This is a genomic window from Burkholderia aenigmatica (assembly GCF_902499175.1).
GTDB classification, from domain to species: Bacteria; Pseudomonadota; Gammaproteobacteria; order Burkholderiales; family Burkholderiaceae; genus Burkholderia; species Burkholderia aenigmatica.
Window position 1 is genome coordinate 212057 of record NZ_CABVQC010000001.1, and the last position, 25685, is coordinate 237741.

Annotated in this window: 24 protein-coding genes; 12 read left to right on the plus strand and 12 right to left on the minus strand. The window is 68.4% G+C overall.

The window, feature by feature from the left end; all coding sequences use genetic code 11:
- Positions 1-150: 150 nt before the first annotated feature.
- The 9 genes from BDO18943_RS00975 to BDO18943_RS01015 all read left to right on the plus strand — a co-directional run bounded on the left by BDO18943_RS00975 (position 151) and on the right by BDO18943_RS01015 (position 8516).
- Positions 151-1230, plus strand: a complete 1080-nt coding sequence (locus tag BDO18943_RS00975) for an ABC transporter substrate-binding protein (protein ID WP_175020815.1) — start codon at positions 151-153, stop codon at positions 1228-1230.
- Between the two features lie 67 nt (positions 1231-1297).
- Positions 1298-2368 (plus strand): ABC transporter ATP-binding protein, encoded by a 1071-nt coding sequence (locus BDO18943_RS00980; RefSeq protein ID WP_175020816.1) that lies wholly within the window; start codon positions 1298-1300, stop codon positions 2366-2368.
- Positions 2355-3227, plus strand: coding sequence for an ABC transporter permease (locus BDO18943_RS00985; RefSeq protein WP_175020817.1), 873 nt, complete (start codon positions 2355-2357; stop codon positions 3225-3227). Before BDO18943_RS00980 ends, BDO18943_RS00985 begins: the two co-directional genes overlap by 14 nt.
- A 12-nt stretch (positions 3228-3239) precedes the next feature.
- Positions 3240-4037, plus strand: a complete 798-nt coding sequence (locus BDO18943_RS00990; RefSeq protein WP_175020818.1) for an ABC transporter permease — start codon at positions 3240-3242, stop codon at positions 4035-4037.
- A complete protein-coding gene (locus tag BDO18943_RS00995; protein ID WP_175020819.1) occupies positions 4034-5191 on the plus strand; it encodes an NAD(P)/FAD-dependent oxidoreductase in 1158 nt (385 codons plus the stop codon). The genes BDO18943_RS00990 and BDO18943_RS00995 overlap by 4 nt, the downstream gene beginning before the upstream one ends.
- A gap of 15 nt (positions 5192-5206) precedes the next feature.
- Complete coding sequence (locus BDO18943_RS01000; RefSeq protein ID WP_175020820.1) at positions 5207-5569, plus strand: (2Fe-2S)-binding protein; 363 nt, start codon at positions 5207-5209, stop codon at positions 5567-5569.
- Positions 5559-6965: an FAD/NAD(P)-dependent oxidoreductase gene (locus tag BDO18943_RS01005; RefSeq protein WP_175020821.1), complete on the plus strand. Its 1407-nt coding sequence runs from the start codon at positions 5559-5561 to the stop codon at positions 6963-6965. The genes BDO18943_RS01000 and BDO18943_RS01005 overlap by 11 nt, the downstream gene beginning before the upstream one ends.
- Positions 6958-8118 (plus strand): NAD(P)/FAD-dependent oxidoreductase, encoded by a 1161-nt coding sequence (locus tag BDO18943_RS01010; RefSeq protein WP_175020822.1) that lies wholly within the window; start codon positions 6958-6960, stop codon positions 8116-8118. Before BDO18943_RS01005 ends, BDO18943_RS01010 begins: the two co-directional genes overlap by 8 nt.
- Positions 8119-8159: 41 nt before the next feature.
- On the plus strand, positions 8160-8516 hold the full coding sequence (locus BDO18943_RS01015; protein ID WP_175020823.1) for a RidA family protein: 357 nt from the start codon (positions 8160-8162) through the stop codon (positions 8514-8516).
- Between the two features lie 132 nt (positions 8517-8648).
- Here BDO18943_RS01015 and BDO18943_RS01020 read toward each other — a convergent pair whose 3' ends face one another.
- The 8 genes from BDO18943_RS01020 to BDO18943_RS01055 form a co-directional block, all read right to left on the minus strand.
- Positions 8649-9788 carry a porin gene (locus tag BDO18943_RS01020; protein ID WP_175020824.1) on the minus strand — a complete coding sequence of 380 codons (1140 nt, stop codon included), beginning with the start codon at positions 9786-9788 and terminating at the stop codon, positions 8649-8651.
- A 112-nt stretch (positions 9789-9900) separates the two neighbouring features.
- Positions 9901-11190, minus strand: a complete 1290-nt coding sequence (locus tag BDO18943_RS01025) for an NAD(P)/FAD-dependent oxidoreductase (RefSeq protein WP_175020825.1) — start codon at positions 11188-11190, stop codon at positions 9901-9903.
- A gap of 12 nt (positions 11191-11202) precedes the next feature.
- Positions 11203-12006 (minus strand): ABC transporter permease, encoded by an 804-nt coding sequence (locus tag BDO18943_RS01030; RefSeq protein WP_175020826.1) that lies wholly within the window; start codon positions 12004-12006, stop codon positions 11203-11205.
- Positions 12003-12860: an ABC transporter permease gene (locus BDO18943_RS01035; protein WP_175020827.1), complete on the minus strand. Its 858-nt coding sequence runs from the start codon at positions 12858-12860 to the stop codon at positions 12003-12005. The genes BDO18943_RS01030 and BDO18943_RS01035 overlap by 4 nt, the downstream gene beginning before the upstream one ends.
- Before the next feature lie 46 nt (positions 12861-12906).
- Positions 12907-13983 (minus strand): ABC transporter substrate-binding protein, encoded by a 1077-nt coding sequence (locus BDO18943_RS01040; RefSeq protein WP_175020828.1) that lies wholly within the window; start codon positions 13981-13983, stop codon positions 12907-12909.
- A 28-nt stretch (positions 13984-14011) separates the two neighbouring features.
- A complete protein-coding gene (locus tag BDO18943_RS01045) occupies positions 14012-15046 on the minus strand; it encodes an ABC transporter ATP-binding protein (protein ID WP_175020829.1) in 1035 nt (344 codons plus the stop codon).
- A gap of 94 nt (positions 15047-15140) precedes the next feature.
- The gene (locus BDO18943_RS01050; RefSeq protein WP_175020830.1) at positions 15141-15962 is read right to left on the minus strand and encodes an enoyl-CoA hydratase/isomerase family protein; all 822 of its coding nucleotides are present in this window, start codon (positions 15960-15962) and stop codon (positions 15141-15143) included.
- Positions 15962-18025: an acetate--CoA ligase family protein gene (locus BDO18943_RS01055; RefSeq protein ID WP_175020831.1), complete on the minus strand. Its 2064-nt coding sequence runs from the start codon at positions 18023-18025 to the stop codon at positions 15962-15964. Before BDO18943_RS01055 ends, BDO18943_RS01050 begins: the two co-directional genes overlap by 1 nt.
- 209 nt (positions 18026-18234) lie before the next feature.
- On the opposite strand from BDO18943_RS01055, the gene BDO18943_RS01060 reads away from it, so the two are divergent.
- Genes BDO18943_RS01060 through BDO18943_RS01070 form a run of 3 tightly spaced genes read left to right on the plus strand, consistent with a single transcriptional unit; the run spans position 18235 to position 20207 of the window.
- The gene (locus tag BDO18943_RS01060) at positions 18235-18663 is read left to right on the plus strand and encodes an acyl-CoA thioesterase (RefSeq protein WP_175020832.1); all 429 of its coding nucleotides are present in this window, start codon (positions 18235-18237) and stop codon (positions 18661-18663) included.
- Positions 18663-19100, plus strand: coding sequence for a MaoC family dehydratase (locus BDO18943_RS01065; protein ID WP_175020833.1), 438 nt, complete (start codon positions 18663-18665; stop codon positions 19098-19100). The genes BDO18943_RS01060 and BDO18943_RS01065 overlap by 1 nt, the downstream gene beginning before the upstream one ends.
- Positions 19101-19130: 30 nt before the next feature.
- Positions 19131-20207: a LacI family DNA-binding transcriptional regulator gene (locus tag BDO18943_RS01070; RefSeq protein WP_175020834.1), complete on the plus strand. Its 1077-nt coding sequence runs from the start codon at positions 19131-19133 to the stop codon at positions 20205-20207.
- 58 nt (positions 20208-20265) lie between these two features.
- On the opposite strand, the gene BDO18943_RS01075 is transcribed toward BDO18943_RS01070, so the two are convergent.
- From BDO18943_RS01075 to BDO18943_RS01090, 4 genes are all read right to left on the minus strand, one after another.
- The gene (locus tag BDO18943_RS01075) at positions 20266-22323 is read right to left on the minus strand and encodes a 3-hydroxybutyrate oligomer hydrolase family protein (RefSeq protein ID WP_175020835.1); all 2058 of its coding nucleotides are present in this window, start codon (positions 22321-22323) and stop codon (positions 20266-20268) included.
- A 402-nt stretch (positions 22324-22725) separates the two neighbouring features.
- Positions 22726-23895 carry a class C beta-lactamase gene (gene ampC, locus BDO18943_RS01080; RefSeq protein WP_175020836.1) on the minus strand — a complete coding sequence of 390 codons (1170 nt, stop codon included), beginning with the start codon at positions 23893-23895 and terminating at the stop codon, positions 22726-22728.
- A gap of 361 nt (positions 23896-24256) precedes the next feature.
- A complete protein-coding gene (locus tag BDO18943_RS01085) occupies positions 24257-25069 on the minus strand; it encodes an alpha/beta fold hydrolase (RefSeq protein WP_175020837.1) in 813 nt (270 codons plus the stop codon).
- Positions 25070-25139: 70 nt separating this feature from the next.
- A complete protein-coding gene (locus BDO18943_RS01090) occupies positions 25140-25604 on the minus strand; it encodes a hypothetical protein (protein ID WP_175020838.1) in 465 nt (154 codons plus the stop codon).
- Between the last annotated feature and the right edge of the window lie 81 nt (positions 25605-25685).

Sequence of the window (25685 nt, forward strand, 5' to 3'; positions counted from 1 at the left end):
CCGTCTCTAGGGCCTTTCCCCAATCCATCACATTTTGGTATGGATAGGCATTTTATTCGTATTGGACGGCATGGAACACCCGGGCCAGACTGCATGGCATCGGCGCACTTCGACGCCGACGCCCACCACAATCGAATGGAGATCGTCGTCATGGATCACGCGCAGCGTCGTCGCCCGTTTCGTTGTTCGTCCCGTCTCGCGGCCCGGCCGCTCCCGCTCGCGTGCGCCGCGCTCGCGCTGATCGCCGCCGTCGCCGCCCACGCCGAAACCACGCTGTATGTCGCGAACGTCGGCGGCTCGAACGAGCAGCTGTATCGCCAGAAGGTCATTCCTGCGTTCGAGAAGGCGCACGACGTGAAGATCGTCTACGTCGCGGGCAATTCGAGCGACACGCTGGCGAAGCTGCAGGCGCAGAAAGGGCATCAGCAGATCAACGTCGCGGTGATGGACGACGGCCCGATGTACCAGGCGATGCAGCTCGGCCTGTGCGCGAAGATCGACGATGCGCCGGTGATGAAGGATCTCTATCCGCTCGCGCGGCTCGGCCCGACCTCGGTCGGCCTCGGCCTGGTTGCGACCGGCATCGGCTACAACGTCGACGCGTTCAAGAAGCTCGGCATCCCCGCGCCCGACTCGTGGAAAGCGCTGGAGGATCCGCGCCTGAAGGGCAAGCTCGGAATGCCGCCGATCACCGTGACCTACGGCCTGCATACGCTCGTGATGCTCGCGCGCCTCGACGGCGGCGGCGAAAAGAAAATCGACCCGGGCTTCGCCGCGATGACGAAGAAGGTCGCGCCGAACGTGCTGTCGTGGGCGCCGACGCCCGGCGAGATGGACGGCCTGATGCAGGCCGGCGACGTGATCGCCGCGCCGTACGGCAGCGGCCGCGCGGTGTCGCTGCAGAACACCGGCTTCCCGCTGAAGTTCGTCTATCCGAAGGAAGGCGCGGTCGCGCTGCAGGTCGCCGCATGCGCGGTCGCCGAGAACGCGCAGCCGCAACTGTCGCAGCAGTTCATCCAGTACCTGCTGAGCCCGGAAGTGCAGGCGCTGCATGCGCAGGCGATCGGCCTCGGGCCCGTGAACAAGACGGTGAAGCTTGCACCGGAAGTGGCCGCGCGCGTGCCGTACGGCCCGGACCAGATCGCGAAGCTCACGACGGTGGACTGGACGACCATCAACCAGCAGCGGGCCGAGTGGACCCAGCGCTGGAACCGCTCGGTCGAACGCTGAGTACGCCGCGCATGCGCCACGGTTCGCGGCCATGCGCGCCGCCCCGGTTTCGAGAGGACTTCCCCCCATGAGCTTCCTGACCCTGCAACGCATTTCGAAACGCTACGGCGACTTCACCGCCATCGAGCAACTCGACCTGTCGGTCGAGCGCGGCGAGTTCCTGTCGCTGCTCGGGCCGTCCGGCTGCGGCAAGACGACCACGCTGCAGATGATCGCCGGCTTCGTCGCACCGTCCGCCGGCCGCGTGACGCTCGACGGCCGCGACATCACGCACGAGCGTCCGGAGAAACGCGGGATCGGCGTCGTGTTCCAGAGCTACGCGCTGTTTCCGCACATGACCGTGGCCGGCAACGTCGGCTTCGGGCTCGAGATGCGCAAGATGAAGCGCGCGCAGCGCGACGAGCGCGTCGCCGAAGCGCTGGCGCTGGTGCGCTTGAACGGTCTCGACGCACGTTATCCGAAGGAGCTGTCGGGCGGCCAGCGGCAGCGCGTGGCGATTGCCCGCGCGATCGCGATGCGGCCCGAGCTGCTGTTGCTCGACGAGCCGATGTCGAACCTCGACGCGAAGCTGCGCGAGGAAATGCATATCGAGCTGCGCGCGATCCAGAAGCGCCTCGGCATCACGACGATCCTCGTCACGCACGACCAGGTCGAAGCGATGACGATGAGCGACCGCATCGCAGTGATGCACCGCGGCACGATCGCGCAGCTGAGCACGCCGTTCGACGCGTACGAACGCCCGGCCACGCCGTTCGCGTCGGCGTTCCTCGGTCGCACCAACACGCTCGCGGGCGAGGTGCTGCGCCGCAACCCGCGCTGCGCGGAAGTGGCGGTCGCGAGCACCACGCTGCACGTGCCGCACGAAGGGCGCGACGTAGCCGGCGCAGTCAACGTGTACATCCGTCCGGAGAAGATGCGGCTCGCGAACGGCGATGCACGGCTGCACGGCCGCGTCGCGACGCGCGTGTTCGTCGGCAACCAGTGGCTGCTGGTGATCGACACCGCGCTCGGCAAGCTGCACGTCACGCAGACCAACACCGGCGCACCGCCGCCCGACGAAGGCTGCGAGGTCGGCCTCGCGTGGACCGACGACGACCTGCGCATGCTCACGCGGGAGGCTGCCCATGGCCACGCTTGACGACGCGCGCGGCGGCGCCGCGCCGTGGCTGTTGTCGGCGCCCGCGCTGCTGCTGTTCCTGACGCTGCTGCTCGCGCCGATGCTGCTCACGCTGGTGCTGTCGTTCCACACCTTCAGCGACCTCGCCGGCACGCAGCCGGGCTGGACGATCGGCAACTACCTCGAAGTCGTTCGCGATCCGTACTACCTGACGATCTTCCTGCGCACGGCCGGCCTCGCCACCGCCGTCACGCTGCTGTCGGTCGTGCTCGGCGTGCCCGAGACGATCGTGCTCGTGCGGATGCGCAAGCCATGGCAGTCGCTGTGCCTGCTGGTCGTGCTCGGCCCGCTGCTGATCTCGGTGGTCGTGCGCACGCTCGGCTGGCAGATCCTGCTCGGCAACAACGGCGTGCTCAACGGCATGCTGCAGGCGCTGCACGTCACCGACGAGCCGGTGCGCCTCGTGTTCACGATGACCGGCATGGTCATCGCACTCACGCACGTGCTGGTGCCGTTCATGGTGATGTCGGTGTGGGCGACGCTGCAGAAGCTCGATCCGCAGGTCGAGTGGGCCGGGCTGTCGCTCGGCGCGTCGCCGTGGCGCGTGTTTCGCCGCGTGATCCTGCCGCAGATCCTGCCCGGCGTGCTGTCGGGGTCGATCATCGTGTTCGCGCTGTCGGCGTCCGCGTTCGCCGCGCCCGCGCTGATCGGCGGCCGCCGCCTGAAGGTCGTCGCGACCGCCGCGTACGACGAATTCCTCGGCACGCTGAACTGGCCGCTCGGCGCAAGCATCGCGGTGCTGCTGCTGATCGCCAACGTCGCGATCGTGATGGGCTGCAGCCGGCTCGCCGAACGCCGTTACAAGCACATCTTCGACTGACGGAGCGACGCCATGCAACGCAACGGCCTTGCCGCCCTCTCGTTTCACGCGCTGTTCATCGCGTTCATCGTCGCGCCGCTCGCCGCCGTGATGCTGGTCGCGTTCACCGACAAGGGCTATATCTCGATGCCGTTCGACGGCGCGTCGCTGCGCTGGTTTCGCGCGATCCTCGACAACGACGACATCGTGTCGGCGTTCTGGCTGTCGGTGCGGCTCGCGTTCGCCTCGGCGACGATCGGCGTCGTGCTCGCAGTGCCGGCCGCGCTCGCGATCGCACGCTACCGCTTTCCGGGGCGCGGCGCGCTGACGAGCTTCTTCCTGTCGCCGATGATGATCCCCGCTGTCGTGCTCGGCATCGCGTTCCTGCGCTTCCTGTCGATGTTGCACCTGAGCGGCTCGTTCTGGGCGCTGGTCGCCGCGCACGTCGTGATCGTGCTGCCGTATGCGCTGCGTCTCGCGCTGTCGTCGGCGGTCGGGCTCGATCGCGACGCCGAGCGTGCCGCGCTGTCGTGCGGCGCGAGCCGCTTCACCGCGTTTCGCCGCGTGGTGCTGCCGATGATCCGCACCGGCGTCGCGGGCGGCTGGGTGCTGTCGTTCATCCAGAGCTTCGACGAACTCACGATGACCATCTTCGTCGCGACGCCCGGCACGACCACGCTGCCCGTCGCCATGTACAACCAGATCGCGCAGACCATCGATCCGCTCGTCACGTCCGTGTCGGCGGTGCTGATCGTCGGCACGGTCCTGCTGATGATGCTGCTCGATCGCCTGGTCGGCCTCGACCGCATCCTGATCGGAGAAGCGCGATGACCCAACCCACAGCCGCGAGCCCGGACGTGCTCGTGATCGGCGGCGGCCTCGTCGGCGCCGCGGTCGCCTACGGGCTCGCCCGCGACGGCGCGCGCGTCACCGTGCTCGACGAGGACGACGGCGGCTTTCGCGCGTCGCGCGGCAATTTCGGCCTGGTATGGATCCAGGGCAAGGGCCACGACCGCACGCCGTACGCGCGCTGGTCGCGCAGTTCGGCCGTGCGCTGGCCGGGCCTCGCCGCGAGCCTGCTGGAGGACAGCGGTGTCGACGTCGCGCTGCGCCAGCCCGGCGGTTTTCACCTGTGCTTCACGGACGACGAGCTCGCCGAACGCCGCACGCGGCTCGCGACGCTGCAGGCCGCGCTCGGCGACTACCCGTTCGAGCTGCTCGATCATCGCGAGCTGCGCGAACGGCTGCCCGGCGTCGGGCCGGCCGTGATCGGTGCGAGCTACACGCCGATGGACGGCCACGTGAACCCGCTGAAACTGCTGCGCGCGCTGCATGCGGCGATGCAACGGCGCGGCGTGCGCCTCGTCAGCGGTGCACGCGCGCAGCAGGTGCGTGCCGAGCGCGGCGGCTTCGCGGTCGACAGCGCGGCCGGCACGTTCCGCGCGGCGCGCGTCGTGCTCGCCGCCGGTCTCGGCAACCGCGCGCTCGCGCCGCAAGTCGGACTGTATGCGCCGGTCGCGCCGAACCGCGGGCAGGTGCTCGTCAGCGAGCGCGTTGCGCCGTTCCTTCACTATCCGACCATCAACGTGCGGCAGACCGACGAAGGCACCGTGCAGTTCGGCGATTCGATGGAGGAAGTCGGCTTCAACGACTTCACGACCACGCCGGTGCTCGCCGACATCGCGCGGCGCGGCGTGCGCGCGTTCCCGATGCTGCAGCACGTACGGCTCGTGCGCATGTGGGCCGCGCTGCGCGTGTACAGCCCCGACGGCTTTCCGGTCTACGACGAGTCGCCCGAGCATCCGGGCGCGTTCGTCGTCACGTGCCACAGCGGCGTGACGCTGGCCGCCGCACACGCGCTGCGCATCGCGCCGTGGATCGCCGGCGCGCCGCTGCCCGACGAGTTGCCCGCGCTGTCCGCGCGCCGCTTTCCCGACGCGCCCGCCGCGTTCACCGGCGCCGTCCGGCCGGCCCCTGCCTACTGACTTCGCCCGCTGCCCATGACCGCCCAATCGTCCCCTTCGCTGTTCAGGCCGCTCGCCGCTGGCGGCGCGACCGTCGAGATCCGCTTCAACGATGCGCCGCTGCGCGTGCCGGCCGGTGTCACCGTGGCCGCCGCGCTGCTGGCCGCCGGCGTGTCGCGTTTTCGCGCGACGCCGGTATCGGGCGCGCCGCGCGCACCGTACTGCATGATGGGCGCGTGCTTCGAATGCCTCGTCGAGATCGACGGCGTGCCCGCGCGCCAGAGCTGCATGGTCGACGTGCGTGACGGGATGCGGATCCGCACGCAGGAAGGCGCACGCGAACTCGCAGCCGACACGTTGTCCGTCACCCCGTCACTGGAGCATGCCGATGGCCGCTGAATTCACGCCTGAAACCGTCGACGTCGTGGTGGTCGGCGCCGGCCCCGCCGGCATGAGCGCCGCGACCCGCGCCGCGCACGCGGGCCTGTCGGTCGTGCTGATCGACGAACAGGACGCCGTCGGCGGCCAGATCTACCGCGCGATCGAGCGCGCCGATGCGCGCCGCAAGGACATCCTCGGCCCCGACTACGCGGCCGGCGCCGCGATCGCCGATGCGTTCGTTCGGTCCGGCGCGCGCCATCTGAAACAGGCGACCGTCTGGCAGGTCACGCGCGAACGCCAGGTGCACTACCTGCGCGACGGGCAGGTCGGCAGCTTCGATGCGCGGCGCGTGATTCTCGCGAGCGGCGCGCTCGAACGCCCGTTTCCGGTGCCGGGCTGGACGCTGCCGGGCGTGCTCACCGCGGGCGCCGCGCAGATCCTGCTGAAAAGCGCAGGCGAGGTGCCGGCCACGCCGCCCGTGCTGGCCGGCTGCGGACCGCTCCTTTACCTGCTCGGCTGGCAGTACGTGCGCGCCGGCGTGCCGATTCGCGCGCTGGTCGACACCACGCGGCACGCGGATCGCTGGCGCGCGAAGCAGCACCTGCTCGCGGCGCTGCGGGCCTGGCCGTTTCTCCGCAAGGGCTTGCAGATGATCCGCGCGCTGCGCGACGCGAACGTGCCGATTCATGAAGGCGCGGACCACCTCGCGATCGAAAGCCGCACGGGCGCGGACGGCACGCCGCACGCGAGCGCGCTCACGTTCACCGTGCAAGGCCGCGCGCAGCGCATCGATGCCGACGTGATCCTGCTGCACCAGGGCGTCGTGCCGAACACGCAGTTCACCCACGCGCTGCGCGCGACACATCGCTGGGACGCCGCGCAGCTGTGCTTCACGCCGCAGGTCGATACGTGGGGCGAACTCGACGTGCCGGGCATCTTCGTGGCCGGCGACGGCGCGGGCATCGGCGGCGCACAGGCCGCTGCGCAGCAGGGCACGCTCGCCGCACTCGCCGTCGCCGCGCAGCTCGGCGCACTTGACGACACCGCGCGCGACCGCGAAGCCGCCCCGCATCGCGATGCGCTGGCACGCGTGCTGCGGATCCGGCCGTTTCTCGACTGCCTCTATCGGCCGCGCGACGCGAACCGCATCCCCGCCGACGACACGATCGTCTGCCGCTGCGAGGAAGTGACGGCCGGCGAATTGCGCGGCTTTGTCGCGCTGGGCTGCAGCGGCCCGAACCAGGCGAAGTCGTTCGGCCGCTGCGGCATGGGCCCGTGCCAGGGCCGCATGTGCGGGCTGACCGTCACCGAAGTGATCGCCGACGCGCGCAACGTCGCGCCCGACGTCGTCGGCTACTACCGGATCCGGCCGCCGATCAAGCCGCTCACGCTCGGCGAGCTTGCCGGTGAATGAGCCGCGCACGAGCGTGCGGCGTGAAGCCGACGTGATCGTGATCGGCGGCGGCCTGCACGGCGCGAGCAGCGCGTTCCAGCTTGCGCGGCGCGGCGCGAGCGTGATCGTGCTCGAGGCGGATTACGTCGCGCGCCATGCGTCCGGCGTGAATGCCGGCGGCGTACGCACGCTCGGCCGGCCGCTGCCCGAGATCCCGCTCGCGCTCCTGTCGCGCTCGCTGTGGCACACGCTGCCCGAGATGCTCGGCGACACCGGCGGCTTCATGCGGTCGGGTCAACTCAAGATCGCCGAAACCGACGCCGAACTCGACGAATGCCGCGCACGCGTCGCGCTGCTTCAAGCCCACGGCTTCACGCACGAAACGCTGATCGATCGCGAACGCGTGCGCGAACTCGAGCCCGCGCTGGCGCGGCACGTGACGGGCGGCATCTGGGTCGAACACGATGGTTACGCGCTGCCGTTTCGCACGACGACCGCATTCCGCGTCGCCGCGCAAAGGCACGGCGCACGCTTCCACGAAGGCACGCCGGTCACGCGCATCGACATGCTCGGCACCCGCTGGGTCGCGCACACGCCGCACGGCGCATTCGCCGCCGGCAAGCTGCTGGTCGCGGCCGGCGCCTGGTCGGGCGAGCTCGCGCGCCAGGCCGGCGAGCCCGTGCCGCTGCATGCCGAGGGGTTGATGCTGATGGTCACGCAACGCGTCGCGCCGTTCTGCCGCACGACGCTCGGCGCGACCGGGCGGCCGCTGTCGTTCAAGCAGTTCGACAACGGCACGGTCGTGATCGGCGGCAAGCTGATCGGCCATGCCGACCTGCCGGCGCGGCATGGCGAAGTCGACTTCATGCGGCTCGCGCGCAGCGCGCGGACCGTCGTCGACCTGTTTCCGCATCTGCGCGAGCTCGGCATCAACCGCGCATGGGCCGGCATCGAGGCGTTCACCGACGATGCGTTGCCCGTGATTTCCGCGAGCCGCAAGGCCGACGGGCTCTACTACTCGTTCGGCTATTGCGGCAGCGGTTTCCAGCTCGGCCCGGGCTGCGGCCAGCTCGTCGCCGAACTGATGCTCGACGGTGCGGCGTCCGTCGCGCTCGATGCGTTCTCGATCGACCGCTTCGACCGCGTGCCCGCCGCCGCGCATGCATCGCACTGAATCTTTCCACCTGCCGTCACGGCGAAGGAGTGTTTGTCATCATGTCCGATATCATCCGCATCGAAACCAACGCGCGCACGAGCCGCGCCGTCAAGGCCGCCGGCCTCGTGTTCATCGGCGGCCAGACGTCCGCCGATCCGGCGCCCGACGTCAAGGTACAAACCGCGAAAGTGCTGGAAAAGATCGACGGCTTTCTGGAACAGGCGGGGATCGACAGGACGCGCATCGTGTCCGCGCAAATCTGGCTCGCCGATATTGCCCGCGATTTCGCGGCGATGAACGAAGTGTGGGACGCGTGGGTGCCGTCGGGCCACGCGCCCGCGCGCGCAACCGTCGAGGCGAAGCTGGCGGCACCGCATCTGCTGGTCGAGATCGCGGTGGTGGCGGCGCAGAACTGACGGTCTGCCGCCGGTCGATTCCGCCCGATAACCGGGCGGTCAGACAAGACGGGCTCGCCATCATCATGGCGAGCCCGTTTTGCATTGCCCGTTCCGCACCGCGCAGCGCCGCCGCCGCGCGGTGCCGCCCGCTCAGAACCGGTGGCGAATCGCCGCGCGCACCACGACCTGGTTCGCGGTCGACGACGTGCCGGACGCGCCCGGTACATACGCGAAGTCGAGCGCCGTGCCGGTCTTGTCGCCGCCCGCGTGCTGATAGCCGGCCTGGACATACAGGTCGGTGCGCTTCGACAGGAAGTAATCCCCCATCAGCCCGGCCATCTGGAAGTTCGGATGCAGCGTGCCCGTCGGTGCGGCGAACGTCGTGCGCGTGTACGTGTACATCGCGCCGACGAAAAACGCCGGCGTGAACTGGTACTTGCCGTTGACTTCGAAGTTCTGGAAGCGCAGGTTCGACAGCGTGCCCGGTGCGAACGTGCCGACATGGCTCAGGCTCGCCGGTTGCGACGCGTTCGTGTTGGTGTAGGCAAAGCCGACCGTCGCGTTGCCGAACGTATAGTTCACGCCCGCCCCGACGATCCGCAGGCGGGCCGCGACGAAGTTCTTGTCGCCGCCGTCGCTGATCGCACCCGTGGCCGACGTCGACGGGTTGTTCGCCTGCAGATACGCGGCGCCGATCAGCAGCCCGCCATTCGTGTAGGACGCGCCGACGCTGTACTGCCGGTTGTTCGCGAAGTTCGTGTCGTTCGAGAAGCTGTAAGTGCCGCCGAACTGGAACCCGGCGAACGTCGGGCTCATGTACTTGACGGTGTTGTTCACGCGGAACGAGTTGTCCGTGTTGTCGTTGTCGTACGGGTGCGTGAACAACGATCCGCCCCAGTTGCCGTTGGCCGTGGTCGGCGCGAGAAAGCTGACGACCGCGTCGTACTGCCGGCCGAGCGTGACAGTGCCGTACTGCGCGCTGTTCAGCCCGACATAGGCCTGGCGGCCGAACATCAGGCCGCCCTGGCCGAGCTTGCCGGTGTTGACGTTGTAGCCGTTCTCCAGCTGGAACACCGCCTTCAGCCCGCCGCCGAGATCCTCGGTGCCCTTCAGCCCGAAACGGCTGCCCGACACGACGCCGCTTTGCAGTTCGACCAGCTTGCTGCCGCCCACGTTGTTCGTGTAGTCGACGCCTTCGTCGATGATGCCGTAGAGCGTCACCACGCTCTGTGCATGAGCGGCCACGCCGAACGTCGCCACGATGGATGCCGCGAGCATTTGCTTTTTCATAGATATGGACTCCAAACCGATAAGATCGATAGTTGTATAAACCCACTGCCCTGCTGAAAACCCCGTCAAACTTGTCATGCGTCGCCGAACGGCCGCCCCGGCCGGCCCGGCGTCAAAGCGCGTGCGAGGCCCGCGCGTGGCGGCCTTGCGTGAAGCGATCGGCGCGGAACGCGGCGAGATCGATCGACGGCCGGCCGTCGCCGATCCACTGCGCCATCTGCGCGCCGACCGCGGGGCCGAGCGCGAAGCCGTGACCGCTGAAGCCGGCCGCGACGAACAGGTTCTGCGCCGGATCCGGACGATCGATGATCGGAATCACGTCGGGCGTGAGATCGATCCGGCCGGCCCAGCTCGTCTGCAGCGCGATCCCGCCGAGATGCGGGAACAGCGCGCGGAAGTGCGCGAAGTTGCTCGCAACCTTGCGGTCGTTGACGCGCGGCTCCGGCAACGGCAACACCGCACCGTCGCGGCGCGTCGCGCGCTGCAGCGCGTCGACGAACTCGCGGCCGAGCGACAGCCGCAACTGACGCCAGTTCCTGCCGTAGGCCGGCAGGAAATGCCGCAGGCCGCGCAGCGAATCGACCGACAAGTCGTAGTCGGCCCCCTGTCCGCGATAGCCGTTGCCGATCACGAACGAACCGTCGCGCCGCGGCCGGTACGCGACCTGCGGCCCCCACACGGCGATCCGCGTGAATCCGTCCGCCGTCGTCGTACGCCCGACCGACGAGCGGATCGCCTGGATCGGCAGGTCGATGCCGGCCTGGCGCGCGAGATAGGCGGTGCCGATCCCGGCGGCCAGCAGCACCGCGCCGGCTTCGACGTCGCCACCGCCGGTCGTCACGCCGACGATCCGGCCGTTGACCGTCTTCAACCCGTGCACGGGCGCGCGCTCGACGATCTCGACGCCCAGCCGCACGGCTTCGCGCGCGATCGAACGCGACGCGACGGCCGGTTCCGCATACGCGTCGCCGGGCGTATGGAGTCCCGCGCGCCAGTTGCCGTGCAGTTGCGGCACCAGCGCGCGAATCTCGTCGGCCCCGACGCGCCGCGCATCGAGCCCGTGCGCCGCCGCGTCGGCAAGGCCGGCGCTCACGCGTGCATCGTCTTCTTCGGTTTCGGCCACCATCAGGATGCCGGCGACCTCGAATTCCGTCGCCACGGCGCCGAGCCGCTCGGTCAGCTGATGCCAGATCCGGTTGGCTTCCTGCGCGAGCGGGATTTCCGCGGCGTGGCGGCCCTGCTGCCGCACCAGCCCCCACGCGCGGCTCGATTGCTCGGACGCCACCTGGCCGCGCTCCAGCACCACGACTTTCGCGCCGCGCTCGGCCAGCCACAACGCGGTCGAGCAGCCGACGATCCCGCCCCCGACGATCACGACGTCGGCCCGTTTCGTCTCACCCATGTCCGGCGCCTCCTATTTCGCGGTGTTGAGCAGGCGGCCGCGCCGGTAGTATTCGGCGGGAATCACGCATGCGAAGGTGAACACGATCAGCGCCGACGCGACGGCCGTCAGCGCCGGCGTGAGCTCGTAGCGCAGGTTCGCCCAGATCATCATCGGCAGCGTCTGCCGGCCGCCCATGATGAACAGCGCGACGATCAGGTCGTCGAACGACACGAAGAACGCGAATACGGCCGACGACAGCACGGCCGGCCGGATCGCCGGCAACGTCACGCGCCAGAACGCCTGCGTCGGGTTCGCACCGAGGATGCGCGCCGCACGCTCGAGCGAGTCGCCGGTCTGCTTCACCGCGGACGCGACGATGATCACCACGAGCGGCAGCGCCATCGTTGCGTGCGCGAGCACCAGCACCCACGCCTGCCCGTACACGCCGAGCTTGCCGACCAGCAGCAGGATGCCGAGCGCGAGGATGATCTGCGGCACCAGTTGCGGACCGAACGACACGACCGACACGGTCTTCGTCAGGAACGACGGCCGCCGCACGATCGCGATCGCGGCCAGCGTGCCGGCGGTGATGGCGATCAGCGTCGAGCAGACCGCGATCCACAGGCTGAGCAGCGTCGCGTCGGTCCAGCTGCGATGCGCAATCACGTACCGGTACCAGCGCAGCGAGATGTCGGTCGGCGGGAAGGTCAGGAATTCGCTGCTGCTGAACGAAATCCCGAACGTGATGAACACCGGGAACAGCAGGAACAGGATCGCGATCCCGAGAAAAATGCGTCCGAGGAAGCCCGGAACGTCGATGCGCAGTGCCCTCACTTGCGACCTCCTTCATAGCTCTTCGGCAACATCCGGCGCGTCACGCCGAGGATCGGCGCCATCACCACCAGCGCCGTGCCGATCAGGAAAATCGACAGCACGGCCGCGCCGTTCCATTCCAGCGTCTGCACGACCTGCGTGCTGATCACGTTCGCGACGAGGCTGTCGTTCGGTCCGCCAACGAGCGCGGGTGTCACGAAGAAGCCGAGGCAGAGCACGAACACGAGGGCCGCGCCATTGATCGCGCCGGCGGCGGTCAGCGGCACGAACACGCGCAGGAACGCCGTCAGCCGGCCGGCGCCCATGATGCGGGCAGCCCGCACGAGGGTGGGATCCACCGACGTCATCGCGCTGAAGCTACTCAGCACGACGATCGGCAGCAGGATCTGCGTCATCGTCACGTACACGGCGCCGCGCGTGAACAGCATCTTCAGCGGATGGTCGAGCAACCCGACATCGAGCAGGAACCGGTTGATCAGCCCGTCGCGGCCGATCACCACCATCCATGCGTAGGTCCGCACCAGCACGCTGAGCCACATCGGCGTGATGATCGCCATCAGCGTCCAGGTGCGCATGCGCGGCCCGAGCCGATAGATCTGCAGTGCGATCAGGTAGCCCAGCACCAGGCACGCGAGCGCGACGACGGCCGCCACCAGCAGCGTGCGCATCGTCAGCAGCACATAGGTGTCGGTGCCGAGGAAATCCTGGAAGTTCGCCAGCGTGAAGCCGTTGCCCTGGTCGTCCGCGAGGCTCCAGCGCAGCACCTCGCACACCGGGATCAGGAAAAACACCGCAAGAAGCAGCTTGGACGGGATGATCAGCCCCAGTCGTCGCCCACGATCGATCGTCGCCATATCAGTCTCCACCTCTAAATGTCGACATGGAATTCAGCCTGCCCCGTCACGCACCGGCGTTGCCCTTCAGGCGCCAGCGATCCCACGCGCGCTGGATCCGCGGCAGGTTGTCGGCCCAGAATTCGCCGTTGAACTGGAACTGCGCCTTCAGGTTGTCCGGATAGGTCGGCAGCTCCGTTTGCACGTTCTTCGGCAGGCGCTCCATCAGCCCCGGCGCGAAGCCCGGATACGGCAGCGCCTTCGTCATGTCGGCGCCGCGCTGCGGATCGGTCCAGCACCACTTGAGCCAGCGGTACGCACCGTCCATGTGCTTCGCGCCCTTCAGGATCGAGTGATAGCCGACCATCAGCGCGCCGCCATTCCACACGATCCGGACCGGCACGCCTTCCTTCTGCAGCGGCGGAACGCGCCCGTTCCACGCGGTCGCGTAATACACCTCGCCGCTCGCGAGCAGTTGCAGCGGCTGCTGGCCCGACGTCCACCACACCGCGATGCTCGGCTTGATCTGATCCATTTTCTTGAGCGCGCGGTCGACGCCCTCCTTCGTCGCCAGCACCTTGTAGAGGTCGGCCGGCGCGACGCCGTCCGCGAGCAGCGCGAATTCGAGGTTCTTGATCGGCGTGTCGTGCAGGCTGCGCGGGCCGGGGAAACCCTTCAGGTCCCAGAAGTCGGCCCACGAGTTCATGGTCTTGCCGGCCGGCAGCTTGTCGGTGCGCACGACCATCGTTTCCGAATACGAGTTGATCCCGACGCCATACGGATTGCGCGCCATCGCCGGCAGCTTGTTGTCCGGATCGATCTTGTTCCAGTCGAGTTTCTCGAGCCAGCCGTTCTTCGCCGCCGCGAAGATCGTTTCCGCGGACGTGTTCGAGATGTCCCAGATCACGTTGCGGGTCAGCATCTGCGCGCGAATCTCGGCGGTGGAATCGTCCGTGTTCGCCGGCTGGATGACGATGCCGGTTGCCTTCGTGAACGGCTCGTCGCAGATGTGGCGCAGCGCCTCGCCGAACGTCCCGCCGCCCGATGCGCGCACCACCACGTTGTCCGACTGCGCAAGCGCAGGATGCGAAGCGATGCCAACCGTTGCCATGGTCATCAGGATTGCAAAGCGTTTCATCAACATGATTCGTCTCCTCACTCTCGTTGTTCAGTCAGTCGTTCAGGACCAGCAGGTCATCAATGTTGAAGCGGGCACGCACGGGTGCACCGATCACGAACAGGTTGTCGCGGTCGGATGCCGTGGTGCGGAACTGCTGGGCCAGCAGCAGCTTGCCGGACGCGAGCCGCAGGTGAACCATCAGGTTGTTGCCGAACATCTGGACGTTCTCGATCGTCGCGGCGGCCGACACTTCCGCGTCGGTCACCGGATGGTCGGGCGCCGACAGCCGTATCTTCTCCGGCCGCAGCGCGACGGCCGGCGCCGCGCAATCGTGCGCGCCGGTCAGCGCGTCCGCCGCGATCTCGAGCCCCCAGTCGGGCACGCCGAGCACCTTGCCGCGCCGGCGCGCGGCCGCCGTATTGCTCTGGCCGACGAAGGTCGCGACGAATGCATTGACCGGCTCGTCGTACACGGCCTTCGGCGACCCACGCTGCACGAGCCGGCCTTCGCTCAGGATGATGATCTCGTCCGACATCGACATCGCCTCCGACTGGTCGTGCGTCACATAGACGACCGTGCTGCCGGTGCTGCGCTGGATCCGCTTGATCTCGAACTGCAGCGCCTCGCGCAGCTTCAGGTCGAGCGCGCCGAGCGGCTCGTCCATCAGCAGCACGCGCGGGCCGAACGAGATCGCGCGTGCAACCGCGACGCGCTGTTGCTGGCCGCCGGACAGCTCGCGCGGCATGCGTCGTGCCAGCGACGACAGTTGCACCGCGGCCAGCGCATCGGCGACCATCCGCTCGGCGTCGGACTTGCGGACCTTGCGCATCGCCAGCGGAAACGCGACGTTCTGCGCGACGTTCATGTGCGGGAACAGCGAGTAATTCTGGAACACCATCCCGATGTTGCGCGCCTCCGGCGCGAGCGACACGATCGACTTGCCGTCGAGCAGGATGTCGCCGGCGGTCGGTTCGATGAAGCCCGCCAGCATGTTGAGCAGCGTGGTCTTGCCGGAGCCGCTCGAGCCGAGCAGCGTGACGAAGCTGCCCGGTTCGATCACCGCATCGAAATGCTCGACGGCCGTCATGGACCCATAGCGTTTCTGGACGCCACGAAATTCGATATGTGCACCGCTGGTAGTCACGAGCGCCCTCCCGAGGCATGACGAAAACTGATGACCATCACGAACCCGCCACTGCCGAGCGGTTCTTGCGCCACTCGATCGCGGCCTTCAGGCCGCTTTCCTTGCGGATCCGCGAGAACTCGGCGGTTTCCGGGTTCTCCTCGGCTTCGACCATGATCCCCGCGTCGAGCGCCGCCTCGAGCGCGGTGCGCATCCCCATCGTGTCGAACGTCCGGTTGATCGCCTGCTTGAAGTACGTGACCGAATGCGGCGACGAGCTGACGATCTGCAACGCAAGCTCGCGCGTGAACGCTTCGCGCTGCGCATCCGGCACGACGTGGTTGACGATCCGCGCGTCCTTCGCCTGCGCGGCGCCGAAACCCTCGAGGCCGCACATCAGGATTTCCTTCGCGAGCTTCGGGCCGGCGAGCCATGGCAGCATCAGCAGCACGCTCGACGAGCCGAACTTCGCTTCCGGCATCCCGAAGCGCGTGCTTTCCGCCGCGATCGAGATATCGCACGCGAGCGACAGCTCGAACCCGCCGGCCAGGCAATGACCGTGAATCGACGCGATCGTCGGCTTCGGACAATCCCAGAAGCTCATCATGAACTCGAAGTTCTGCCGATAGCGCGCACGCCAGCCCGCGACGCCCTTGGTCGCGCGCTGCACGCTCTGCTTCAGGTCGAAGCCCGAGCAGAACGACTTGCCCTCGCCGGACACCACGATCACGCGCACCGCGTCGTCGTCGGCCAGCCGCGCGAGCGCGTCCATCGATTCCGTCATCAGTTCGACCGAGATCGCGTTGTGGATCTCCGGTCGCGCGAACGTCAGGTAGCCGATGCCGTCCTGCCGGGAAACCTTCAGGTTCGTGTAGTTCATTACGCGTGCTCCACCGTGATGAGGGCGTCCACGGCCGTCATGCGGCCGTCGCGAACGATGATCGGATTGAGGTCGAGGCCGGTGATGCGCGGATTGCGCAACGCGAGCGCCGCCACCGTACTGACGACGCGGTACAGCGCATCGATCGATACGCCCGGCTTGCCGCGCGCGCCATCGAGCACGGCCCGGCCGCGCAACGTCGCGAGCGCGGCTTCGAGATCCGCGCGGCCGACCGGCGGCAGCAGCGACACGCTGTCCTTCAGAATCTCCGTGAAGATGCCGCCGAGCCCGACCGTCAGCACCGCGCCGAAGCGCGGATCGCGGTACATGCCGACGATCAGCTCGAAATCGGCCGGCGTGAACGGCTGCAGCATCACGCGCGGGCCGCAGCGGCCGGCGATGTCGTCATACGCACGCCGCAGTTCGCGTTCATCGCGCAGGTTGATGCGCACGCCGCCCATTTCCGTCTTGTGCTCGATTGCCGGGTTGGCCGTCTTGAGCACGACCGGGTAGCCGAGCGCGGCCGCCTCGCGCACCGCGCCCGCCACGTCGTCGGCCACCGCGAACGGCGCGATCGGCAGGCCGAGGCCGGCCAGCATCGAGAAGGTCGTCTCCGGCGTCAGCGACGCCAGCGCCGCAAGCGGCAAGGCGGGCACGTCCGCCGCCACCGCTTGCGCGGCCATCTCGACGCCGCGGCGCCGCGCGTGCCACGCGAGGAACCGGGCCGTTGCGTGGCAGGCCGTCTCGGTGCCCATCAATACCGGGATGCCGCGCGCGCGCAGGCGGCGCGCGCCGTCGCGCGACACCGTCGTGCTGATGTTGCCGAACACCACCACCGGCTTGTCGGTCGCGTCGGCGATCGCGATGCACGCATCCGACGTCTCGTCGAGGAACTTGCGCCCGTGGACCAGGTTTGTGCCGACCGCGACCAGCGCGACGTCGTCGTCCTGCGCGGCGATCGTGCCGGTTTCCGCCATCAGCAACTGGCCATCGCCATAGCAGTCGATCGGGTTGCCGACCACCATGCCGGGATCGAGCACGTCGGCCAGCGCCTTCGCGGTCGCCGGCTGGAATGCGGCCAGCCGCAGCCCGGCGCGCGTCGACACGTCGGCGATCAGCTGCCGCTCGCCGCCCGAGTCGCTGACGATCGCGGCCGCGCTGCCGGCCGGCACGCGCGGCGTGCGGAATACCTCGATGCAATCCAGGAACTCGTCGAGATGCTTCGCGACGATCAGCCCGTGCTGGCGCGAGATCGCCTCGAGTACGTGGGTCGGGCTCGACAGCCCGCCCGAATGCGCGGCCGTGAAGCGCGCGCCCGCGTCGCTGAGCCCGAGGAACAGGCCGACCACCGGCACGCCGCGCCGCGCGGCCTGCTCGAGCACCGCGATGAACCGCTCGGGTTCGCGAATCGTCTCGACCACGAGGCCGATGACGCGCGTGTCCGGCTGCGCGAGGAAGTATTCGACGTAGTCGGCGATGCCCGTCGCGATCTCGCCGCCCGCCGATACGACCGTGTCGAACGCGAGGTCGCGCTGGCTGCCGACAATGCCCGACCACGTCGAGCCGCTCTGCGACACGATGCACACGCCGCCGGGCGCCGCGTCCATCGCCGGAACGCTGAACGTCATCGTCAGCTTCTCGCGCACGTTCACGAAGCCCATGCAGTTGTGGCCGCAGATCGCGAGCCCGCCGGCACGGGCGATCGCGGCGAGCCGGTCCGGAATCGCGTGCTGTGACGCCTGTTCGCGGTCGTACGCCCGCGACGGAATGAAGAAGCCGCCGACGCCGTCCGCCGCCAGCGACTCCAGCGATGGCGCCAGTGCATGATCGGGAATGCAGAGCGCCGCGAATTGCGCGCCGCCCGGAATCTCCGACACGCGCGCGAACGACTGCGCGCCCGGCACCGGCTCGGCACGCGGATGAATCGCGTACACCGAACCTTCATATCCGGATTGCCGCAGTGCGGCAACGATCCGGGTTCCCATGTTCCCCGGCTTCGGGCTTGCGCCGATCACCGCGATGCTGGTGGGTTTGAGCAGTTTTCCGAGATCCGCCTTCAGCATTCCTCACCCGTTTAACGGTTTTTGTGCATACGTATTCATAACGACACGCACTGGGTTATCGAAGAAAAATCCTGACATCGGTGCGTATACTCGGATATCGTGTTTTCAGGTACAAGGAAGCACTTACCCTTGTTGACTACGAATGAATACGTATGCAGTAATGAGCAAACCGTATGCAGTGATGAGAAAACCGAACCTGGAGGATTCCGATGCACATCCCGTCAAATGCCCTGTCCACATGGCTCACGCCGCGCGTGTCCGAGACGGACGGCTGTGGCCATATCAACAACACGACCCTGCCGGTGTGGTTCGAGGCCGGGCGCCGCGAGTTCTTCCGCGCGGTGTCGCCCACGCTCGCATTCGACGACTGGCACCTCGCCGTCGTGTCGATGCAGGTGCGATTCCACCGGCAGATCTACCTGCGCGACGACGTGCGGATCGCGACGTGGGTGTCCCGGCTCGGCAACAAGAGCATCACCGTCAGCGAGGCCGCGTTCCAGGACGACGCGCTGTGCGCGGCCGGCGAATGCACGTACGTCTTTTTCAACTATGCGGCGCAACGATCCGAGCGCGTTCCGGACGCGGTCCGGGAACGCCTCGCGTTCATGCACTGCGAATCGATGGAGGCAACTGACTGATGAATACGCACGCTGGCCATTACTTCGAAGACCTCGAGGTCGGCATGTCGGCCGAGATCACGCGCGTCGTGACAAGCACGGACATCGAGGCGTTCGCCGAACTCACCGGCGACCGCAACCCGATCCATCTCGACGACGCGTGGGCGTCGCAAACGCGCTTCGGCGGCCGCATCGCGCACGGGATGCTGACGGGCGCGCTCATCTCGGCCGTGATCGGCACGCGCCTGCCCGGGCCTGGCAACATCTACCTCCGGCAGATGCTGGAGTTCCGCGGGCCGGTCCGGCCCGGCGACACGGTGACGGCCGAGGTGCGAATCGCGCGCCTCGAGCCGGAGAAGCGGCGCGTGTTCCTCGACACGGCCTGCCGGTGCGGCGGCGTCGAGGTGCTGCGCGGCGAGGCCGTGCTGCGCGTGCAGTCGCGTGCCGAGCCCCTATAATCCGGTTTTCCCGACAAAGCGCATGCATCCGTGAAGAGCAGGAAAACCGACAGCACCCGCCGGCCGCTGGCGACGTCGCAGGACGTCGCGCGGCTGGCCGGCGTTTCACAATCGACGGTCTCGCGCGCGCTCGCCGAGCATGCTTCGGTTTCCGAGGAAACGCGCAGCAAGGTCCGCGACGCGGCGGCCGCGCTCGGCTATCGCCCGAACGTGCTCGCGCGCAGCCTCATCACGCAGCGCTCGGGGCTGATCGCGATCGTCGTCGCGTCGATGGACAACCCGTTTTACTGGGAAGTGCTCGGGCTGTTCAGTCAGGCACTGCAGGCAAGCGGCCAGCAATTGCTGCTGTTTACGATCGGGCCGCACGAAAACTTCGATTCGGTGATCCGCAAGGTCCTGCAGTATCGCGTCGACGGCGTGATCGTGGTGGCCGCCGCCCTGTCGTCGCAGGCGATCGCCGAGTGCCGGGACGCGAACCTGCCGGTCGTGCTGTTCAACCGCTACGTCGACGGCAGCAACCTGAACGCGGTGGTCTGCGACAACGTCGAAGGCGGCCGCGCGGTCGCGACCCTGCTCGCCAATACCGGCCACCGCACCTTCGGCTTCATCTCCGGCGTCGAGGACACGTCGACCAACCGCGATCGCCTCGACGGCTTCCGGCAACAACTGCGCGCGCTCGACCTGCCGATGCCGGCGGTGGAGCACGGCGACTACACGTACGAGGGCGGCCGCGAGGCCGTCAAGCGCCTCGTGCTGCAAGGCGAGCGGCCCGACGCGATCTTCTGCGCGAACGACATCATGGCGATCGGCGCGCTGGATGGCCTGCGGCTCGATCTCGGGCTGCGCGTGCCGGAGGACATCTCGCTGATCGGCTTCGACGACATTCCGATGGCAAGCTGGTCCGGCGTCGAACTGACGACCGTGCGCCAGCAGCGTGCGCGCATGGTCGAAGCGAGCCTGCAGATCCTGCGGCAGAACCTCGTGTCGCCCGGCATGGATCCGGTGTTTCATCTCGAACCCGGGCGCCTGATCCTGCGGCGCACGGTACGGCTGAAGGCGGGCCGCCACGACGAGGCGACCGCCCCCGCGCACGACGCCCGCCCCTGACCGGCTCGCACCCTCGCCCGCGCATGCCGCTATGGCACACGCGGGCGTCTCCTTCCCGTTACGACGGAATCTTCATCACCCCCTGACGAATCACGATCCGGTCGGCGTCTCGCGCGTGGTCCTGGAACGGCGGCAGCGATTCTGCGGTAGTCGGTGCCGCATCGCCCGGCGTACCGGTGCGCGGCGTCGTATGCACGACCTGGCTGTCCGGCAGCGGCTTGCCGGACTTCAGGTGCGCGTACATCGCCTCGAGCGCGCGGATCTGGTACACCGAAACCGGCACGGCGCGCACATCGAAGCCCGGCGACGAGATCAGCCCCTCGCCGTGCATCCCGCCGACGATCTCCATGTAGCGCAGCGAATCGCGCGCCGGTTCGTTCAGCGAGACGGTCGCCGCATACGGCCGGCTGCCGAAGTTCGGGCCTTCGACGTCGTCGCTGCGGCCGTGCACGATGATCGCGGGCGTGCCGTTCAGGCGCGCGCTCGCGGCCAGCGCATCGATGCCCGCGCGCACGCGTGCCGACGCCGGCTGCTCGTCCGTGAACAGTTTCCGCAGGCACAGCGCCGCGTCGAGGTTGTAGTCGTTGCGGCCGGTCGAGCGCGACACCGAACGATCGTCCTTGTGCGGCCCGCGCGGATCGTCGTCGTTGACGAGGCTGATCTGCGTGCCGTCCGGCGTGCCGCCCGGGAACCGCGCGAAGCGCTGCGCGAGCAGTGCCGGGCTTGCGGCGACCGGCACGCCGTCCGCGTCGGTGGCCGCGAAGCTCAGGTGGCACAGATGCTCGGCGATGCGGAACCGGCCGAACTGGCTCGCCTGCCCGAGCACGCCCTGGTTGTCGAGCGCCGACGCGGCGGTCGCGATGTCCACGTCGTCGAGAAAGCCGTAACGGTGCAGCTTGTCGAGCGCCTCGCGCGCCTGCGCATCGACGCTCGTGCCGTGCAGCAGGCCCTTGTCCGCGAGCGACGCGCAACGGTTCGCCGCGAACGTCAGCTTGGCCGCCTGCGGATCGTTCGGGACGGCCAGCGCCGCGCACGCGGCATACACGTTCCCGTACGACAGGAAGTCGTAGCTGCTGCGCGCGGACGCGTACCGCAGGTGCCCGCGATCGTCGATCGCGACATCGGGATTCGCGCGTACGTGGATCTGCGGGGCGAGCGCGACGACACCGTCGAGCAGATGGTCCGTATCCTGCTCCCCCGCGCGCAACACCGCGCCGCCGCCGTTGGAGAAGCCCGATGCGATCACGGTGATGTCCTTGCGTTGCAGCGGCGCGTGCTGCGGCCACGTGCGTGATTCCAGCTCGGCCAGCCCGAATGCGGCAGCCTTCAGCACCGCGCGCCCCCAGTCGGCTTCCTGGTTCCATCCCGCGTTGGCCCACTTGAATGCGACGCGATGCGGATACGCTTTCGCGAATGCCGCGACGTCGGCGTGGCCGCGCGTCACGTCGAGCCGCACGCCGTCGGCGGGTGCCGTCGTCTTGCCATCCTGTGCGACCGTGGTGCCGCTGTCGAGATCCTGGATGCTCGCGCCCGTGCCCTTGTCGGTCCACGCGAGCGCGCAACCGCGCCGCAAGCCCCAGTAGCCGGCACGCAGCATGTCGTTCCAGTAGTTCTGGCTGCCGGGCGTCGCGATCACCACCAGGCATGCGGCGGCCGGATCGAACGTCGCCGGCACCTGCAGCAGCAGGCCCGCGTTGTTGCCGTGCGTGTCCTGCGCGTAGGCGATCGTTTCGTCGCCGGCCAGCTTGCCGTCGTCCGCATACGCTGCGCCCGTCGACGGATCGACGTTCGGCCCGTAGAGCCGGCCGAAACCGTTGGCCGGATTGCCGGTCTTGCGCAATACCGCGCGCCGCAGCTCGGCCGGAGACGGATGCAGCGGATCGTCGAAGCCCGGCGCCGGCTTGCCGGACAGGATCGCGGCCATCCCGACGCCGCCAGTGATCAGGTCGTCATGCACGCCGTCGTAGACGGTGCGCTTCACGACATGGACATCCGCAGGGAGGGCGGAAGTCGCACTCCACGCGGGGCTGGTCGCGAGGCCCGCGGCCAGCGACAGCGCGAGCCGAATGCCGCGCGTGGTTGCATTCCGGTGTCGATTCAGGATGGGTGGATTCATGGTGTCGGGAGTGAGGCGGGAGCGATGTACGTGCCGGACGAACGCGCGCCGCGGCAACGGCATCGACGATGCAGACGCGGCGCACGGTCCATCGATTAATAAGTTATTCAAATCATCTGGCGTGGATCGACGCGACGGGAAGCAGCGCGTATTCGGTTTCAACAAGCACGGCATGGCTCGTCGCGGCACGTAATCTGGTTGCCCGGTCGCCGTTTGCGTCTTCGGTTGAATGGCACGCGATGCCGCCACGTCAGCGTCGACGTCGTTATCGTGGCCGCCAGTCAGGACGGACACGCCTGCGCGACGACCGATACGAATTTATCGCAATGTCTTGTGCAAATGCCGCGCAAATAGTCGGAAATTACCCTGACGTACGGCGCACCGCGATTCGCTTGACGTGGGTTATGGCTGGCCGCCCAGCGACTCGACGATCCGGTACGCGGCCTTCACGCGATCCTCGATCGGGAAGCTGCGGTTCGCGAGCATCACGATCGCGAGCCGCTTCGCCGGGACGAACGCGACATAGGTGCTGAAACCGTTGGTCGAGCCGGTCTTGTTGATCCACGTATCCTGGCGCGGCGGCAGCGGCGGCTTGAGTTCGGTCGCGGGCGTCGCGTTGAACAGCATCGGCGGCGCGTTCCCCGCGAGCAGCGTCGGCAGCGCGACCGGATACGGGTACTGTTCCCAGATCAGGTCCTGCGTCAGCGGCCCCGCGCGGAAATAGCCGGTGTGCGTGCGTTCGAGCGCGCGCTGCAGCCGCGGCGCGGTTTCGATCAGCCCCATGTTCGCCTGCACGAAGCGCAGCAGGTCGGCCGCCGTGGTGCGCACGCCGTAGGCCGGCTGCCACAGCATGCCGCCCGTCATCCGGATCGGCTTGCCGTCCTGCGTATAGCCCTGTGCATAGTCGTCCTGGCGCGCGTCGGGCACGTTGATGTACGTGTGCGTCATCCCGAGCGCGGGAAAGAGCCGCTGCTCCATCAGCACCGAGAAATCCTTGTGCATCGCCTTCGCGGTGAGCCAGCCGAGCATCCCGATCGCGACGTTCGAATACGTGCGGTACGTGCCCGGCGCATACGCGGGCCGCCACGCATCGAGATAGCGGATCAGGCCCGCGTCGTCGCGGATGCTGTCCGGCACCTGCAGCGGCATGCCGCCGGGTGTGTGCGTGCCGAGATTGAGCAGCGTCACGACACCGAACGGCTTGCCCTGCACCGCCGGCAGGTACTTGCCCGCCGGGTCGGCAAGCGACAGTTCGCCGCCCTCCTGCGCGTCGGCCGCAAGCGTCGCGGTCAACGTCTTGCTGACGGAGCCGATCTCGAACAGCGTGTCGCCGGTGACGGGCTTGCCGGTTTGCGTCGACATCACGCCGTAGTCGAACACGTAGGGCTTGCCGTCGGCGACGATGCCGATCGCCATGCCCGGAATCGCGTACTGCTTCATCAGCGGCGCGATGTGGCGGGTCACGGTGTCGTGGAGGTCGTCCTGGGTGGCGGCGGCTGCGTGGCCGACCGTGGCGGTGACGCACGCGGCGACGAACAGGGTCGCGGCGAAGCCTGTCGCGTTGAATCGCATGGTTGCGGTTCCTTTGATTTCTGATGGTTGCGTGGACAACGGATCCGGTCGCGCCATGCGGAAATCGCAGCGGCCGGCCCGTCGAAACAGGACTATCCACTGCCGGCTCGCCGCCAACAATCGACGATATGTTGCGCGAGCCGAAAGAAAAACTTATGCGACAGGCGAAGCGCCGGAAGACGCTACCGCGAACGCGGCGCGCTCGACGGTATGCCGCGAACTCCGGAACACCGTTACACGCGCCGCCACGCGTGCGGCCACAGGCGCGACACGCGCGGGACGTTGCGCTACGAGCGGTACGGTAGAACCCGGTCGCGGCGCACGGGAGCCCCGGCGCCGGCAACACGGCGACTTGAGCGCGTCAGCCCGGCAGCCGGTCGAGGAACGCCAGCAGCGCCGCGTTGAACCGCTCGGGTCGTTGCAGCGGCGCGAAATGGCTCACACCGGGCAGGATCGTCAGCGTCGCGCCCGGAATCGTGCGCGCCAGGTACGCCGCATGCTCGGGCCGGATGAATTCGTCGTGCTCACCCAGCACGATCGCGACCGGCACGGCGATCGCCGCGAGATCCTGCGCGCTGTAATCCGGTTGCGTGCGCATCATTTCGCTGACCGCCGCGACGAAGGCATCGAACTGGTCCGGCGTCGCGGACAGTGCTGCGTAGTCCTTGCGATGCCGCGCAAAGCAGCGGTCGAGCAGCGGGCTCGGCACCATCTCCTTCGTGCCGCCCGGATCCATGTTGCACGCGAAGAAGAACACGCCGGCCGCACGTTCCGGCGCACGATCGGCCAGCACGAGCGCGATGCATGCGCCGTCGCTCCAGCCGACGAAGCGCGCACGGTCGACGTGCAGCGCGTCGAGGACCGCGAGCACGTCCGACGCCATGCGTTCGTAGGAATAGGGTTGATCGTCGCGCGTGCTGCGGCCGTGGCCGCGGCTGTCGATCACGATCGCGCGGTAGCCGGCCGCGAGCAGCGCCGGCACCTGGTTGCCCCAGTTGCCGCTGTGACCGAGGCCGCCGTGCAGCAGCACGACCGGCGGGCCGTGGCCAAACGACGCGTGCCAGATGCGCGCGCCGTCGTGTTCCAGCCATCCGTGCTCGTCGGCCGCGGGCAGCGGCGTGCCGCCGTGCGCGTCGAAGCGGACGAGGTCGTCGTCGTCGAATTCCGCATTCATCGTTCTGCCGTCCTGTCGAGGGAGACGCGCTTGCGATTGTAATGCGTGCGGCCGACGCGGCCGCAACCGGTCAGGCGTGCGTCGACACCAGCCCGCCCGCCGACGAGGCGCCCGATTTCTCGATCACCTGCGCGAGCTGCGAAATCGCGGTCGAAAGCGCCCCCGAGATCGCGCCGGCTTCCGCGCTCAGCGACTGCTGTTCGATCGCCGCGGCCGGATCGTCCTTCGCGCGCTGCGCCGCGCTCGCCATCTGGCGCTCGATCGTGGCCAACTGCTTCTGCAGCCGCTCGATCAACGCTTTCAGTTGGGCAACCGCCGGGTCTTCCGACGACGCGCCCGATGCGCCGAGTTTTTCGCCGGTGGCGCCGGTCGAACCCGGTGCGCCGGTGGTGCCCGTCGTACTCGTCGCGCCATCGGTGGAGGACGCTGCGGCGGGCGCGGCCGACGTCGTCGCCGCGGCGCCCGGCGAAGCGTTCGCATTCGTGCCGCCGTCCGCCAGCGGGGCGCGCGTGGTCGTGGAAAAATCGATCTGCATGGTGTCGGTCCGTGTGTCGGTAAGCGAATCGTGACTGGGGTGGAATTGCCTTCCAACTCGTTTACGGCATTCGTCACACGA

Coding starts and splice junctions, on each gene's coding strand:
- BDO18943_RS00980 (WP_175020816.1), top strand. CDS start 1,298: ATGAGCTTCCTGACCCTGCAACGCATTTCGAAACGCTACGGCGACTTC.
- BDO18943_RS01005 (WP_175020821.1), top strand. CDS start 5,559: ATGGCCGCTGAATTCACGCCTGAAACCGTCGACGTCGTGGTGGTCGGC.
- BDO18943_RS01035 (WP_175020827.1), bottom strand. CDS start 12,860: ATGGCGACGATCGATCGTGGGCGACGACTGGGGCTGATCATCCCGTCC.
- BDO18943_RS01055 (WP_175020831.1), bottom strand. CDS start 18,025: ATGCTGAAGGCGGATCTCGGAAAACTGCTCAAACCCACCAGCATCGCG.
- BDO18943_RS00975 (WP_175020815.1), top strand. CDS start 151: ATGGATCACGCGCAGCGTCGTCGCCCGTTTCGTTGTTCGTCCCGTCTC.
- BDO18943_RS00995 (WP_175020819.1), top strand. CDS start 4,034: ATGACCCAACCCACAGCCGCGAGCCCGGACGTGCTCGTGATCGGCGGC.
- BDO18943_RS01075 (WP_175020835.1), bottom strand. CDS start 22,323: ATGAATCCACCCATCCTGAATCGACACCGGAATGCAACCACGCGCGGC.
- BDO18943_RS01090 (WP_175020838.1), bottom strand. CDS start 25,604: ATGCAGATCGATTTTTCCACGACCACGCGCGCCCCGCTGGCGGACGGC.
- BDO18943_RS01000 (WP_175020820.1), top strand. CDS start 5,207: ATGACCGCCCAATCGTCCCCTTCGCTGTTCAGGCCGCTCGCCGCTGGC.
- BDO18943_RS01045 (WP_175020829.1), bottom strand. CDS start 15,046: ATGACGGCCGTCGAGCATTTCGATGCGGTGATCGAACCGGGCAGCTTC.
- BDO18943_RS01085 (WP_175020837.1), bottom strand. CDS start 25,069: ATGAATGCGGAATTCGACGACGACGACCTCGTCCGCTTCGACGCGCAC.
- BDO18943_RS01060 (WP_175020832.1), top strand. CDS start 18,235: ATGCACATCCCGTCAAATGCCCTGTCCACATGGCTCACGCCGCGCGTG.
- BDO18943_RS01020 (WP_175020824.1), bottom strand. CDS start 9,788: ATGAAAAAGCAAATGCTCGCGGCATCCATCGTGGCGACGTTCGGCGTG.
- BDO18943_RS00990 (WP_175020818.1), top strand. CDS start 3,240: ATGCAACGCAACGGCCTTGCCGCCCTCTCGTTTCACGCGCTGTTCATC.
- BDO18943_RS01025 (WP_175020825.1), bottom strand. CDS start 11,190: ATGGGTGAGACGAAACGGGCCGACGTCGTGATCGTCGGGGGCGGGATC.
- ampC (WP_175020836.1), bottom strand. CDS start 23,895: ATGCGATTCAACGCGACAGGCTTCGCCGCGACCCTGTTCGTCGCCGCG.
- BDO18943_RS01050 (WP_175020830.1), bottom strand. CDS start 15,962: ATGAACTACACGAACCTGAAGGTTTCCCGGCAGGACGGCATCGGCTAC.
- BDO18943_RS01065 (WP_175020833.1), top strand. CDS start 18,663: ATGAATACGCACGCTGGCCATTACTTCGAAGACCTCGAGGTCGGCATG.
- BDO18943_RS00985 (WP_175020817.1), top strand. CDS start 2,355: ATGGCCACGCTTGACGACGCGCGCGGCGGCGCCGCGCCGTGGCTGTTG.
- BDO18943_RS01015 (WP_175020823.1), top strand. CDS start 8,160: ATGTCCGATATCATCCGCATCGAAACCAACGCGCGCACGAGCCGCGCC.
- BDO18943_RS01040 (WP_175020828.1), bottom strand. CDS start 13,983: ATGTTGATGAAACGCTTTGCAATCCTGATGACCATGGCAACGGTTGGC.